General features: G+C 43.9%; 14 protein-coding genes. 8 read left to right on the forward strand and 6 right to left on the reverse strand.

What is annotated here, in order from left to right; all coding sequences use genetic code 11:
* Positions 1–128: 128 nt before the first annotated feature.
* Together B5F78_RS00175 and B5F78_RS00180 are read right to left on the reverse strand one after the other, a co-directional pair.
* On the reverse strand, positions 129–878 hold the full coding sequence (locus B5F78_RS00175) for a LytR/AlgR family response regulator transcription factor (RefSeq protein ID WP_022040040.1): 750 nt from the start codon (positions 876–878) through the stop codon (positions 129–131).
* Positions 862–2,916 carry a tetratricopeptide repeat-containing sensor histidine kinase gene (locus B5F78_RS00180; RefSeq protein ID WP_087405639.1) on the reverse strand — a complete coding sequence of 685 codons (2,055 nt, stop codon included), beginning with the start codon at positions 2,914–2,916 and terminating at the stop codon, positions 862–864. The genes B5F78_RS00175 and B5F78_RS00180 overlap by 17 nt, the downstream gene beginning before the upstream one ends.
* A 137-nt stretch (positions 2,917–3,053) precedes the next feature.
* Here B5F78_RS00180 and B5F78_RS00185 point away from each other — a divergent pair, with 137 nt between their 5' ends.
* Positions 3,054–3,938, forward strand: a complete 885-nt coding sequence (locus tag B5F78_RS00185) for an aldose 1-epimerase family protein (RefSeq protein ID WP_087207389.1) — start codon at positions 3,054–3,056, stop codon at positions 3,936–3,938.
* 21 nt (positions 3,939–3,959) lie between these two features.
* Entirely contained in the window at positions 3,960–4,727 is a 768-nt protein-coding gene (locus B5F78_RS00190; protein WP_022040043.1) for a TIGR03915 family putative DNA repair protein, read from the forward strand.
* Positions 4,728–4,751: 24 nt separating this feature from the next.
* Here B5F78_RS00190 and B5F78_RS00195 read toward each other — a convergent pair whose 3' ends face one another.
* Positions 4,752–6,611 (reverse strand): SLC13 family permease, encoded by a 1,860-nt coding sequence (locus B5F78_RS00195; RefSeq protein WP_022040044.1) that lies wholly within the window; start codon positions 6,609–6,611, stop codon positions 4,752–4,754.
* 48 nt (positions 6,612–6,659) lie between these two features.
* Positions 6,660–7,259 (reverse strand): MarC family protein, encoded by a 600-nt coding sequence (locus B5F78_RS00200; RefSeq protein WP_087207392.1) that lies wholly within the window; start codon positions 7,257–7,259, stop codon positions 6,660–6,662.
* A 349-nt stretch (positions 7,260–7,608) separates the two neighbouring features.
* Between B5F78_RS00200 and B5F78_RS00205 the strand changes: the two genes are divergently transcribed.
* From B5F78_RS00205 to B5F78_RS00230, 6 genes are read left to right on the forward strand one after another with little or no spacing between them, the layout of a single operon-like run.
* Positions 7,609–8,307, forward strand: coding sequence for a Crp/Fnr family transcriptional regulator (locus B5F78_RS00205; protein WP_022040047.1), 699 nt, complete (start codon positions 7,609–7,611; stop codon positions 8,305–8,307).
* A complete protein-coding gene (locus B5F78_RS00210) occupies positions 8,304–10,352 on the forward strand; it encodes a M3 family metallopeptidase (protein ID WP_162608461.1) in 2,049 nt (682 codons plus the stop codon). Before B5F78_RS00205 ends, B5F78_RS00210 begins: the two co-directional genes overlap by 4 nt.
* Before the next feature lie 7 nt (positions 10,353–10,359).
* Positions 10,360–10,833, forward strand: a complete 474-nt coding sequence (locus B5F78_RS00215) for a DUF4847 family protein (protein WP_022040049.1) — start codon at positions 10,360–10,362, stop codon at positions 10,831–10,833.
* Positions 10,834–10,853: 20 nt separating this feature from the next.
* Positions 10,854–11,297, forward strand: a complete 444-nt coding sequence (locus B5F78_RS00220; protein ID WP_022040050.1) for a dCMP deaminase family protein — start codon at positions 10,854–10,856, stop codon at positions 11,295–11,297.
* A complete protein-coding gene (locus B5F78_RS00225; protein ID WP_087405640.1) occupies positions 11,287–12,927 on the forward strand; it encodes a S41 family peptidase in 1,641 nt (546 codons plus the stop codon). The genes B5F78_RS00220 and B5F78_RS00225 overlap by 11 nt, the downstream gene beginning before the upstream one ends.
* A 17-nt stretch (positions 12,928–12,944) precedes the next feature.
* Positions 12,945–13,511: a 5-formyltetrahydrofolate cyclo-ligase gene (locus B5F78_RS00230; RefSeq protein WP_087405670.1), complete on the forward strand. Its 567-nt coding sequence runs from the start codon at positions 12,945–12,947 to the stop codon at positions 13,509–13,511.
* Here the strand turns inward: B5F78_RS00230 and B5F78_RS00235 are convergent.
* A complete protein-coding gene (locus B5F78_RS00235; protein ID WP_022040052.1) occupies positions 13,492–13,782 on the reverse strand; it encodes a DciA family protein in 291 nt (96 codons plus the stop codon). The two genes, B5F78_RS00230 and B5F78_RS00235, sit on opposite strands and share 20 nt — an antisense overlap.
* The gene (gene recF / locus B5F78_RS00240) at positions 13,779–14,897 is read right to left on the reverse strand and encodes a DNA replication/repair protein RecF (protein WP_087405641.1); all 1,119 of its coding nucleotides are present in this window, start codon (positions 14,895–14,897) and stop codon (positions 13,779–13,781) included. The genes B5F78_RS00235 and recF overlap by 4 nt, the downstream gene beginning before the upstream one ends.
* Positions 14,898–14,986 lie beyond the last annotated feature (89 nt).

Consider the following 14,986-nt stretch of genomic DNA (forward strand, 5'->3'; position numbering starts at 1 on the left):
ATCGTTAAATGTTTCTACAAAAATAAAAAAATAGCCATTACCAACAATTTCACAAAAACGGGATTTTACAACTATCCTATCTGTTTCGTGAGCTAAATGCACAAAATTAGCCACTATATGGTCAAAACTTATAGCTGATAAAATCGTTCGATCATTATTTTCTTATATTTTCGGGATATTAATAACTCCTCGGCAGCATTAAAAGGCGGATACATGATACAACGGTTATCCTGCACCATAATCAGGTAATGCATATTGATGATATACGATTGATGAATCTGTATGAAAACCGAATCGTAAGCACATAACTGTTCTGCCGTCGTACTCCGACGCAACGCCAGGAATGTACCATCGGTCAAGGCTGCTTCCCATATCTTACGGTTCGATAAATAACGGAAATACCCGATTTCGGATGCACGCAAAAAACGCAAGTCCCCAGTAGGAGTCATTACCATAAACGGCCTGTCTTTTAATAAAGCGGCAACATTGCCTACATCACTTTTCACATTTTGCTCACATAATCGTGACATAACCATCTGCAATTCACTCGAATCAACCGGTTTTTGCAAAAAATCAAAAGCAGCACTACGCAATGCGTCAATCACATATTTATTATATGCCGTATAAAATACGACACGCATATTCCATGTAATCCGGTCACGCAAGCGGGCAAGTACATCCATCCCGGTCATATCTGGCAATTCCACATCCAGGAACAACAAATCGGGTTTTGTCTTTTCTATTACTTTCAATCCGAGACTTCCCGTTCGTGCAGTCCCTTCTACCGACACGTAAGAATAACGCTGCAATTCGAACGACAAATTATCAATGGCACTTTCCTCATCGTCTACAATGACTGTTCTAAATATCTGTTCCATAAAAGGGTTTCTTTTGTTTCTTCAATTCAAATGAATAATCTACTGGCAACCGAAAATAAACTTCACATCCGGTTTCATGCGATGCCATCTCTACATTATTTATATGCATCACAATCGGACGACGATTGTAAGCGTTCAACAATTGGAGTGTCCTGGTAATAACTTTCATACCGGTCCCTGTTCCAGAGGCACCACTTCCGATACGATATCCTCCTCCATTGTCACGGATAAATATTTCTATTTCATCGGTGTGTTGACAAATATGTATGCTTAACCGCTTTGGCCCCACCTTTGTACGCAAGCCATGTTTGATGGCATTTTCTATTGGAATCTGCAGCAGCATAGCAGGTATCTTCACATTGGTCTGATTGATTTGGGGATCCACTTCGACGGTATAGACAAAATCGGGCTGCAAAGTCTTGCTTTCCAACTCCACATAAGTCTGCACAAAATCCAACTCGTCACGTAATGTAACAGAAAGGCTATCTGCCAATTCCAAATTACGACGTATCAGTTTAATCAACCCGTTCAGGTTAGTATCCGACTCCGCAACCCGATTCGCCTTCACTTCCCGATTCAACACATTGAAAATAAAATGTGGAGAAATACGGTTGCGAATATTCGCCAAACGCAACGAAGTGATGGCCGTACGCAAGTTGCTTTCTACTTTGGCACGTTTCTTTTTACGATGTAAGAAAATAAAAAAGCCGCACATACCTGCTAGCACCACCACCAGCGAACCACCATAAAGCCATTGGTTCAGGCGCAACACTTCATTTTCTTTTTGTTGAATAAACATTTCTTTCTTCATCAGTGTACTATCGCGCTGATAACGCAATGCTATAGATGCAACCCTCATCCGGATGCGTTCATTACGGGTAGAATCGTCTATTCGGTTATTTTCCTTCAAATAATAATATGCTTGCCTGAAATTACCGCTTTCCTCAAAATAATGCTGCAAGTAACGGTTCCGTATATGCAACATATTAGGGTCGATAACATCAGGTTTTACAGCTTCTTGCAAACGTTTCCTTGCCAAAGGCAAATCTCCTCTTTTCAAAGCCAGTTCAATCAGCTGGGTATCTATATAATAAAGAGCGGAAGTGTTTTCCATCTCCTTGAAATAAGCATAGCACTGATTCAGGTAATAAGTTGCCGAATCCGTCTGATTCATCAGCAAAAAAACCTCTCCTAAATTCACCATTGTCATATTCCGTTCAAATTTCATATCCGGATACTGGTTGACAAACACCAACAACCGGCGGAAATAATCCAATGCTTTCGGATAGTCCCGCCGATAATAATAAGAATTTCCCCGGTTATTCAAATAAATATGCTTCTCATAAGGTTTCATTTGAGCGAAATATTTTCCTGCCAAATCGAAATAATAGTCGCAACGGTCGAAATCCCGCAAATTCATATTGACTTGAGCAAGCCCATAATAAATCGGGAAACGTTCCTCATCGGGCATGCGCAACGAATCAGCCAATGCCAAAGCCCTTCTGTACCAATACGAACTCCAGTCATATCTGCCTTCGCCACTATATGCATCTGCCAAATTCAACGAAACATTCAGCAGTTTATAAGGCTCATCCACACGCTCGCAAAAATCATACGCTCTCCGAAACGCCATTCGTGCTGAGTCAAAAACAGTCGTACGTGCATACAAGTTGCCCTTCATATTTGCGACTTCTGCCGATAAAATCCAATGCCGCTTACTGGACACATTCGTTTTTTTGCAGAAATCCGTAGCTAAACGCAACAGGCATTCTACCGAATCTGTTTCCGATATAAACATCTTTGCCTTTGCCTTAAGGGTAAGCATTTGATAATACGTAATGCTGTCCTTCAGCAAAGGCAAGATACTATCGACTTTTTCACATACAAAAACAGGATTATCACTTAACGTATCTTCCCATTGCGCAAACAAAGGCGCATAGCAATCTACATTTTCCACCTTTTTCTTCCTGACACAACTTCCTGCCAATCCTCCCCAAAGGCAACTTATTATCAAAACTATCACTATTTCACGATTCATATCTTTTCTTGTCTTGCCAAGACAAATGTATGTAAAAAAAGTATACATAGCAAAAATAAGTTGCATAAATTACACGAGCAAACAAGGAATTTCGTATTTTTGGAATAAAAATCCAAACATCATAAATAACGGGAAATATGAAAACACTATCTAACGACAAAATCAGTATCCAAGTAGCCGATCATGGGGCCGAACTGGTAAGCATCGTTGCTAATGAAACAGAATATTTGTGGCAGGCAGATCCTCGGTTCTGGGGACGTCATTCGCCTATATTATTCCCTATTGTAGGACGGGTATGGAACAATTCTTACCGCCACAAGGGAAAATCATACGAATTAGGGCAGCATGGATTTGCACGGGACATGGATTTCCAGCTGACATACGAAGAAGAGAACGCCCTCATTTACAGTCTGGAAAGCAATGAAGAAACACTGAAGAAATACCCCTTCACATTTGTACTGGAAATTGGCTACCGGCTAAAAGGGAATCGCATCGAAGTAATGTGGAGTGTTCAAAATACAGGAAACGAAAACATGTATTTCCAAATAGGCGCACACCCTGCTTTTTATTACCGTGACTTCGACACAGTTACCCAAGAAAAAGGGTTTCTCGACTTCGGTAAAGACAAAAAAACATTAGAATATATCTCGCCAACAGAAAAAGGCTGTACATCAAACGAACGACAAAGCCTGACACTAAACAATGGAATGCTGGAACTAACTCCTGCCACTTTCCAATGTGATACCTACATGTTTGATAATAGCCAACTGAAAAAAATCACACTGACAGACAAATCCAAGACTCCTTACCTTAGCGTAGAATTCGACAGCCCACTGGTAGCCATCTGGTCGCCTTCTGTATCCCATCCCGATGTTCCTTTTGTCTGCATTGAGCCATGGTACGGACGTTGTGATTCTGTCGGATACAAAGGAGAGTTTAAAGACCGTGAATGGATGCAGACCCTGGAACCTGACAAGAGTTTCGATGCCAGCTATTCCATCGTACTGGAAGATATAAAGTAATCAAAATTTTTCTTTATTATAATGATTATCTTCGTTTACGACCATACATTCGAAGGCTTGCTTACGGCTTTGTTTGATGCATACGTACGCCGGACATTTCCCGACAAACTTTTGCATGAAACAGAGCCTCTTCCTTTATTTTATAATGAACTTTACCGCGTCACCACCTGTACTGAAAAAGCGGAACGGGTATGGAAAGCCTTGTGTAGAAAACTATCGAAACAAGCTACAGCACTCATCACCTACTGTTGGTTGTCTGAAGCCTCCGAGGCTCCTATGCTCTTGATGAAATATATGAAACAAATATTCGATTCAAAACACTCTATTACTACCGATTTCACCAACCCTGTAACATTAGCTGTTACACAACTTGGAAGAAAAGTAAGCGGTGAACGTCACCGCATCCTACAATTCATGCGCTTTCAAAAACTTGCCGATGGCACATATTTCGGCATAATAGAACCTCTGTATAATGTGCTATCATTAACCATCAGGCATTTTCAAGACCGTTTTGCCGACCAACACTGGATTATCTATGACGCACGCCGGCATTTCGGTTACTATTACGATGGCATACAAGTGAACGAAATCGCTTTTACAAATGTCCATCAGCCTGCTTTAGTGACCGGAAAAGTTGATGAAAATCTACTTGACAGGGAAGAAAGACTATACCAGACACTTTGGAAAAACTACTTTCACTCCATCTGTATCCGCGAACGCCTTAACCCTGTCAAACATAAAAAAGACATGCCTGTCCGCTATTGGAAATTCTTGACTGAAAAGAATTAACCATACCCACCAAAAACTGCAGGACTAAAACGGGAACAATAGCGGCAATACAACTATCATCACTACCCCCATAAGTATCTGCAATGGCAAACCTACCTTGACATAATCCATAAACGTATACTGTCCGGCAGGCATTACCAAGGCATTGGGAGGAGTAGAGAAAGGTGAAGCAAAACACATACTTGCAGCTACTGTTACGGCAAAGAGAAAAGGCACCGGGCTTACCCCAATCTGCATAGCACTCTGCAAGGCTATAGGAGCCATCAACACAGCCGTCACCGTATTGCTGATAAACATGGTCATCAAAGAAGTGGTAAAATAAATGCCTGCCATCAAAACCAATGGTCCGTATGCCCCCAACCCGTTCACCAAAGAACCGGATATATAATCGGACGCTCCTGTCTTCTCCAATGCCAACGACATAGGCAGCATACCTGCAAACAATACGATAGTTTCCCAATTAATGGTCTTATAGGCAGCCTCTACATTACGGAAGCATCCCGTAAGCACCATCAGCATAGCGGCAATCATCACCGCCGTAACCGGAGCCACCGGAATAAAGTCGAAAACCATCATCGCCACCATCAATAGCATAATAACAGCAGCCACCGGCGCCTTGTAGTCGAGCGTCACCTTGGCGGCCTCAGCCAAAGGTTGTCCCAATACCACCCAGTCGGTATCTTCTTTAGTCAACCGGGCTATATCATGCCATTGGCCCTGCACAAGCAACACATCACCATTGTGCATCCGTTCATTGCCAAGGTCTTGCAATATATACTCTTTTTTCCGGCGTATCCCCAGCACATTCACATTGAACTTATCACGGAAACCTGCTTCTTTTACCCGCTGATTGAGGATGTTGGAAGTAGGCATCAACACTATTTCTGCAATGCCGATATCATAAAAGCCCAACGAACGTTCGCCATTGACGGCTTCTTCGGTAATGTGCCCGTCCATCATCTCCAACCTACATTCCCCGACAAAACGGTTTACGGATGAAATATCCCCATTTACATACAAGACATCATTTGCCTGGATAACCGTATCTGCCGATGCCAACTTTTGCGTAACTGTCTTCAGGAAACGATGCTGTGAAGCTTCTCCCCGACGTACTTCCAGAATATTCAGTCCGTAGCGCCGTCTCACATCCAATGTCTGTACCGTTTGACCGACAATACCCGAAGCTGCATCCACCCGTAAACGAAACAGGTTATGTGCCAAACCATATTCTCTGACCAGTTCATTCAAAGACTTTCCGGAAGATTCACCATTGTTTTTTTCACGTTTCTTCGATAGAAACCATTTCGTAAGAGGCAACAACACCACGATGCCTGTTGCCACACAAACCAACCCTACCGGAAGGAACGAAAAGAACGACAAGGATTCAAATCCCGCATGTACCAGTGTGTCTTGTATCACCAGATTAGGCGGGGTACCAATCAGCGTCATCATACCTCCCATACTGCTGGCAAAGGCCAACGGCATCAACAAACGTGCCGGATTCATACCAGCGTTGTTGGCAAGACTTACCACAATAGGCAACATCAAAGCTACAGTACCTGTATTGCTTACAAAAGCCCCGATGGCAGAAGTCACCAGCATGACCAGCAAAAACAAACGCAACTCGCTTTTACCCGCCAACTTCAAAATACGTGAACTGATCATCTTGGCCAATCCGGTCTGGAAGATAGCCCCTCCTACGACAAACAGTCCTACCATCATAATCACTACAGAATTAGAAAAACCCGACAAAGCCTCTTCTGGAGTCAAGACGTGAAAAACCAGCAAGCCTATCAGCGCACACAACGCTACTATATCCGACCGCACCCTTCCCGAAACAAAGAAAACGGCAGACAGGACCAAAATAACAAGTGTTACAAGCATCTTTTAAATGAAGAATTAAAAATTTAAGAATGAAAAATTTACCCTGTATCAGCCACCGTGCTGGAACTGTTCTATCAGCAATGTAAGGTTTGCCGTAAACAACCGGGCAGAAATGGCAAGCAAAATAATGCCGAAAAACTTACGGATAATATAAATTCCCCCTTTCCCCAGCATGCGTTCGATACGGTCGGTCATCTTTAAAACAATAAACACCCATACCATGTTCAGCAACAAAGCCAATAAAATGTTAACCGTTGCATATTCCGCCCGCAAAGACAACAAAGTAGTAAACGACCCAGCCCCGGCAAGCAACGGGAAAACCAACGGCACCAACGTAGCCTCCTTGATAGGACCGATATTCTTGAATATCTCGATGTCCAGTATCATTTCGAGCGACATCAAAAAAATGACAAACGCACCCGCCACCGCGAACGAAGCGATATCCACCTGAAAAAGCTTCAGAATCATGTCACCGGCAAAAAAGAAAGCCAGCAACAGTCCAGCCGATATCAAAGTAGCCTCTATCGCATTGACAGAACGTCCCTTTTGCTTCAAATCCAGAATAATGGGAACAGCACCAATGATATCAATTACCGCAAACAGTACAATAAACGCACTTACCAATTCTTGCAAACTAAATACTCCCATAGCCTCATAAGTTTAATTTTTGTTCACAAATATAACATAAAAAAACGAGATGAAGATGCATATCAAGCAATATCCCTCCAAATTTCACAAAAAAAAGACGGAACCACCCAGCCGGAAAACATATTTCCATCGCTCTCCGAATATATCTTCAAAGACAAAAGGATATACCTGCACAAGCCAGACTAGTTATATGACCAACCGGTATCATCTATGTTGACCGAAACCGTCCTCTGCCCCAGCAAGCATTACCAGACGGTAAGAAACAATAAAAAAGGTAAAAGCCATGTTATGTATCAGAATATTGCTTAATTTTGTATGTTAAATTATAACTTAATAAAGTTAAAGACAGATGGAAGAGAATAGTATGTACAATAAGCTTTTGCTACTTCCCTTGTTCCAAGGGCTATGTAAAGAAGACTTTACAGCCATACTGGAAAAAGTAAAACTACATTTTCAAAAGCTTCCCGCAGGTAGTTGCATCGTGCGCCAAAACAATGCTTGCGAGGGCCTGTTTTTTGTCTTGCAAGGCAAAATACAGTCAGAATCAGCAGACCAAACCCATAATTATACACTCTACGAAACATTGGAAGCACCGTATGTAATAGAACCTTATTCATTGTTCGGAATGTATCCGCAATACAATGCGTCATATCACACCCTGACGCCCGCAAACATCATCAGTATCGACAAATCATACATTCTGACAGAACTGAACAAATATGCCATCTTCCAGCTGAATTTCATGAATCTGCTTAGCAACCGGGCACAAACCATTTACCGCCGCCTGTGGAACGCCCACATCGGCGACACACAAAGCAAAATCATCAATTTCCTGTTGCTGCGATGCACCACCACCAACGGCTTCAAAAGGCTGCATATCCGGATGGAGGACCTTGCCGACCTGATAGATGACACACGCATCAACGTATCGAAAATATTAAATGAACTAAAACAAGAAGGCCTGGTATCACTCAGCCGGAGAGAAATAGAAATCCCCGACATGAATGCACTTATAGCCTACAACCAAACCAATAAACAAACAAAATGACATTTATGGAAAATCCATTTTTCACCCCCTACCATACACCGCACGCTACCGTGCCATTCGACCGAATCACGCTCGCCGACTATGAGCCTGCCATCCGCGAAGGCATGCGCCGTGAAAACGAAGAAATCAAAGCCATCACCGATAATCCACAAGAACCTACCTTCGATAATACGGTAAAAGCATTGGAACAGTCTGGCGAACTGCTTGACCGAGTCACCACGGTGCTATTCAACCTGATGAGTGCCGAAACAAGTGATGACCTGGAAGCCATTGCTGAAAGACTGATGCCCGAATTGTCGGAACACAGCAACGACATCAATCTGAACGCAAGGCTTTTCCAACGTATCAAACATGTGTATGAAAAACGTGACCGGCTCAACCTTACACACGAAGAATACCGGTTACTGGAAAAAACGTATGATGGATTTGTGCGCAACGGTGCCAACCTCTCGGATACGGACAAAGAGACTTTCCGCAAACTCAGTACAGAGCTGAGTACCCTTACTCTTCGTTTTTCACAAAACCACTTGAAAGAAACCAACAATTACGAATTGCAACTGACCCAAGAAGAAGACCTGAAAGGGCTTCCCGAAAGTGCCGTCGAAGCAGCTGCACATACAGCAAAAGAAAGAGGGAAAAACGGATGGATATTTACGCTACAAGCACCCAGCTATGTGCCGTTTATGAAATATTGCGACAACCGCCAATTACGCCGTCAGCTATATCTTGCCTACAATACCCAATGTACACACGATAATGAGCAAAACAACCTTGATATCGTCAAACGGTTGGTAAACCTGCGCATGCAGATAGCCCAGCTGCTAGGATTCGCCGACTTTGCCGACTATGTACTCAGGAAACGCATGGCAGAAGACAGCCAGCACGTTTATCGCCTGTTCGACCAACTGCTGGAAGCCTATACCCCTACAGCCCATAAAGAAATAGAAGAAGTTACAGCCTTGGCACATGCCCTCGAAGGAAAACACTTCGAACTGATGCCCTGGGATTTCTCGTATTACTCAGAAAAACTGCGCAAGGAAAAATTCGACCTTGACGAAGAAGCCCTCCGGCCTTACTTCGAACTGAGCCAGGTGAAAAGCGGTGTATTCGGATTGGCTACACGCCTGTATGGCATAACTTTTAAAGAAAACAAAGACATCCCCGTATATCATCCGGACGTCAAAGCATACGAAGTATACGATAAAGACGGAAGTTTTCTGGCCGTACTTTACACCGATTTCCATCCACGTGCTGGGAAAAAATCAGGAGCATGGATGACCAGCTACAAGGAACAATGGATAGACGACAATGGTACCAACAGCCGTCCACATGTCTCCGTCACGATGAATTTCACAAAGCCGACCCCCGACAAACCGGCACTGCTGACATTCTCGGAAGTAACCACATTCCTGCATGAATTCGGACACGCATTGCACGGCATATTCGCCAATACACGGTTCAAAAGCATGAGCGGAACAAATGTTTATTGGGATTTTGTAGAACTTCCCTCGCAAATCATGGAAAATTTTGCCATTGAAAAAGAATTTCTTAATACCTTTGCACGTCATTACCAGACTCATGAACCACTGCCCGAAGAACTGGTTAAGCGAATTATAGACGCAGCCAATTTCAACGTTGCCTACGCCTGCCTGCGTCAAGTCAGCTTCGGATTGCTGGATATGGCATGGTATACACGTCATACCGCATTCGACGGAGATGTCCGTGCATACGAAAAAGAAGCGTGGAAACGCGCACAAATCTTGCCGCAAATAGCCGGCACGTGCATGAGCGTACAGTTCGGGCACATTATGTCGGGAGGCTATGCCGCCGGATATTATAGTTATAAATGGGCAGAAGTGCTGGACGCTGATGCTTTTTCTGTATTCAAGGAAAAAGGCATTTTCAATACCGAAGTGGCACAATCGTTCCGCGATAATATCTTGTCGAAAGGAGGAACTGAGCATCCGATGGTACTATACAAGCGCTTCCGAGGGCAAGAGCCTGCCATCGATGCTTTACTGAAACGGAATGGAATCATAAAATGAAAAAACAATGAGAAAATACGGATTATACATCTGGCTGTGCATGGCAACGCTGCTTTGCGGATGCAACCAGGAAGATGATGTGTTTGAAATATTTGCCAGCGGACAGACATGGCATTGGAGCGGTTCGTATGACACGACAAACTGGCAAGATGACAATAACTACACCTTGACAACCTCGAAAGATGACTTGGAGCAAATCAACAAAGACCCGGACAAGTTCATCATCCAATTTGCTGAAGACGGGAGCGTAACAGGACAAGGCGAATCGTTTACGTTTACCGGCACATGGAGTGCAGACGGAAATGACCGGAGTTTTTCGGTGAGGCTGACTCCCAACCATACCCCTAGCGGACGAGACAAGACGTTCTATGATGAAATCAGCAACGCACATTTTTATCGGGGAGATTCACAACTCATTAAACTATTTAATGCAGACAAGAACCACTATATACAATTTTACCCCGTCGGATTCAGAAACTAAAATAACACCTTATTATATATATGGAACCAAGCGACACCAAACAAGAAACATTAGACAGGCGATACATGCGCATGGCTACTATCTGGGCAGAAAACTCTTACTGCAACCGAAGAAAAGTAGGGGCACTGATTGTCAAAAACAAGATGATAATCTCGGATGGCTACAACGGGACACCTGCCGGATTTGAAAACGTATGCGAAGACGAACACGGACTGACCAAACCGTACGTATTGCATGCCGAAGCTAATGCCATCACCAAAATAGCCCGTTCGAACAACAGCAGCGAAGGAGCAACACTTTATGTCACCGCATCCCCTTGCATCGAATGTGCCAAGCTGATTATCCAAGCCGGCATCAAACGGGTAGTGTATGCCGAAAAATACCGGTTGGAAGATGGTATCGAACTCTTGAAACGTGCAAATATAGAAGTGATTTATTTAAACGAAGAAGCGTATGACAAATAACAACAAAAACCGGCTGATGCCTTTCCTGCTTGCCTTTTGTGTAGTGATAGGAATCTTAATCGGAACATTTTATGCCAACCATTTTTCAGGCAACAAACTGGGCATCATCAACACTTCATCCAACAAGCTGAACGCTCTGTTGCGTATCATAGATGACCAGTACGTAGACACTGTAAATATGTACGACCTGGTAGAAGAAGCCATGCCTCAAATACTCGGCGAATTGGACCCGCACTCGGCATACATCCCTGCCAAAGATTTAGAAGCTGTCAATTCCGACCTGAAAGGCAGCTTCAGCGGTGTAGGCATACAGTTCACCATCCAAGACGATACCATCCACGTGAACAATGTAATCCCCGGTGGACCTTCGGAAAAAGTAGGTATGCTGGCAGGCGACCGTATCATTGAAGTAGACGACTCGGCTTTCGTGGGTAAAATAGTAACCAATACCGAAGCCATGCGACGCTTGAAAGGCGAAAAAGGAAGCACCGTCAAACTGGGTGTCTACCGCCCTGGTGAAGAAGAAATACTACACTTTACAGTTGTCCGTGGCGACATTCCGGTAAAAAGTATCGATGCCGCCTATATGGTCAATGACCAGTTTGGCTATATCAAAGTAAACAAGTTCGGAGAAACCACTTATCCGGAACTGCTGGTGGCACTTGCCAAACTGAACCGTTCCAACTACAAAGGACTGATTATCGACCTGCGTGGAAACACCGGAGGATATATGGCATCAGCTATCCAAATGATTAATGAGTTCTTGCCAGGAAACAGCCTGATAGTATATACAGAAGGACGTAAATCCCCACGCGAAAACTACACATCCAACGGTACTGGAAGCAGCCAAAGCATTCCGCTTGTCGTGCTGATGGACGAAGGCTCGGCATCGGCAAGCGAAATATTTGCCGGAGCCATTCAAGACAATGACCGGGGTACCATCATCGGACGCCGCTCGTTTGGCAAAGGGCTTGTACAGCAACCTATCGAGTTCAGCGACGGTTCGGCTATCCGCCTGACCATTGCCCGCTATTACACTCCTTCGGGACGCTGTATCCAAAAGCCATACGTAAAAGGAAACGATTCAGAATACGAAATGGACTTGATTACCCGTTACGAACATGGCGAATTTTTCTCGGCAGACAGCATCAAGCAGAATACCCAGGAAATCTATCATACCCGGTTGGGACGGACTGTTTATGGAGGCGGAGGCATTATGCCAGATATCTTCGTTCCGCAAGACACCACAGGCATTACGACTTACTTCCGCATGGCCGCTGCACGGGGACTGATTATCAGATATACACTGGATTATACAGACAAGAACCGAAGCACGCTCCAGAAGTATACGACTCCCGACAGCATGGCCGACTACCTGAAAACCCAGAACCTGCTGGAAAAATTCGCATCGTATGCTGAAAAGAAAGGATTGAAACGCCGGAATATATTGATGTACAAATCCAAAAAACTGTTCGACGAAAACCTGTACGGAAACATCATATACAATGTTCTGGGCATCGAAGCATACATTGAATACAGCAACAAGACCGACAAAACCGTCTTGCAAGCTCTGGAAGTATTGGAAAAAGGAGAATCTTTCCCTAAAGCACCGGAAGAAGCAACCAATTGACCCAACACATCAAGCACATGCAGTCAAAGAAAGATATCAGAACCCGTATAGCACAAGAAAAAAAACAGCATACGACAGAAGAATTACACAATCTTTCTTCCAGGTTGTTTAGCCAGTTGGAAGCACATCCGCGCTTCCAACTGGCTAAAACCGTCTTGCTTTATCACTCTCTTCCCGATGAGGTACAGACACATGCATTCATAGAAAAATGGTATTCCCAAAAGGTAATTGTGCTGCCTGTAGTAAAGGGCAACGAACTTGAATTGCGCACATATAAAGGTGCAGACCAGTTGCAGACAGGTAACTTCCACATCCAAGAACCCCTCGGAACAGCATTTCCTTCACCTGCCTCCATCGACCTTGCCATCATTCCAGGCGTATCTTTCGACCGGAAAGGCAACCGTTTAGGACGAGGCAAAGGATATTATGACCGTCTGCTCAACAAACTGAATGTATATAAAATAGGTATATGCTTCCAGTTCCAACTGACCGAGCCAGGACTTCCGACAGAAGACTCCGACATACCTATGGACGAAGTATGGACCGAAAACGGGAACGTAGCCTCTACCGGAAGACAATGTTGACTATTACCTGCGAACCGACTTGAGCATTCAAGTTACGTATCAGCAACGTCCGGCTCATTGACAACTCCTGCCGCAAGACCGATGACGACAAATGCACATACAAGACCTGGTTCTTGATATACAGATTCATCGTATAACGCGCAATGACGGGACCCACCACGTCTTTCCATGCCTCTATCAACCGGTATTCATTAAGTGGAGTCTCCAGACCTTCCTGCCTGAGCAAACGCCGGATAACATCCCCTACCTGCTCTGTATTGTTCCGTTTCATACTTCATCTTCTCCTTTCCGTTCCGACACACATCCGTCTACGACCTCAAACAGTTTATAATCCTCTCCCACCTCACGCAGAATCTTATCCAGATGCTCACGATTGGTATCGGTTATAAATATCTGACCGAAATTGTCTCCTGCCACCAGTTTGACAATCTGTTCCACACGCGATGCATCCAATTTATCAAATATATCATCCAACAATACAATGGGAACAGTATGGTTTCCTATCCGTTTCAAGAAATCGAACTGCGCCAGTTTCAATGCGATAAGATAGGTTTTATTCTGCCCTTGCGAACCTTCACGCTTGATGGGGAAATCACCCAGTTTCATAACCAAATCATCCTTATGCATACCTTTGGTAGAATACCCCAAAAGACGGTCGCGCTGCCGGCTCTCTTTCAGCAGCTGCAACAAGTCTCCCTCTCCCGCATGCGATTCGTAGGTCAAACTTACCTGTTCCCGTTCCTGCGAAATATAGGCATAATACGACTGGAATACCGGTACAAATTCATCGACAAAGCTTTTCCGCTTCCGGTAAACGATTTCTCCCATCGCAGCCATTCCTTCTTCCCACAAGGTCATCAGTTCATCTTCCGGTTCCATTTCCGATTTCAATAAGGCATTACGCTGCTGCAAAGCCTTGTTATACCTGATCAGGGCATCCAGGTATTCACGGTCGAACTGCGAAATAACCACATCCATAAACCGGCGCCTTTCCTCGCTCCCTCCTGCTATCAACCACGAATCGGCAGGCGACACCATAACCAGAGGAATCAACCCTATATGGTCCGACAGGCGGGAATATTCCTTCTTGTTACGTTTGAACTGCTTCTTCTGCCTACGTTTCAACCCACAATACACCTCTTCCGGTTCGCCCAGGCCATTCTCGTAAAATCCTTGTATCACAAAAAAGTCACGGTCATGAAAAATATTCTGCGAATCAATAGGGTTGGTAGCACTTTTGCAGAACGAAAGATAATACACCGCATCCATCAGGTTCGTTTTACCCATGCCATTCTTACCGATTATGCAATTCAACTTTCGGGAAAATCCCAGTTCTACCTGTTCCAGATTCTTGTAATTTAATATAGAAATGCGTTTTAACCACATAATTCATCCACTTTTAAGTCACAAAAATACGAATAAAAGGACGATTGATAAAAAAACATGCCCGCAAATTTCATTTATAACTATAAATA

Source organism: Bacteroides sp. An279, assembly GCF_002159615.1.
GTDB classification, from domain to species: domain Bacteria; phylum Bacteroidota; class Bacteroidia; order Bacteroidales; family Bacteroidaceae; genus Phocaeicola; species Phocaeicola intestinalis.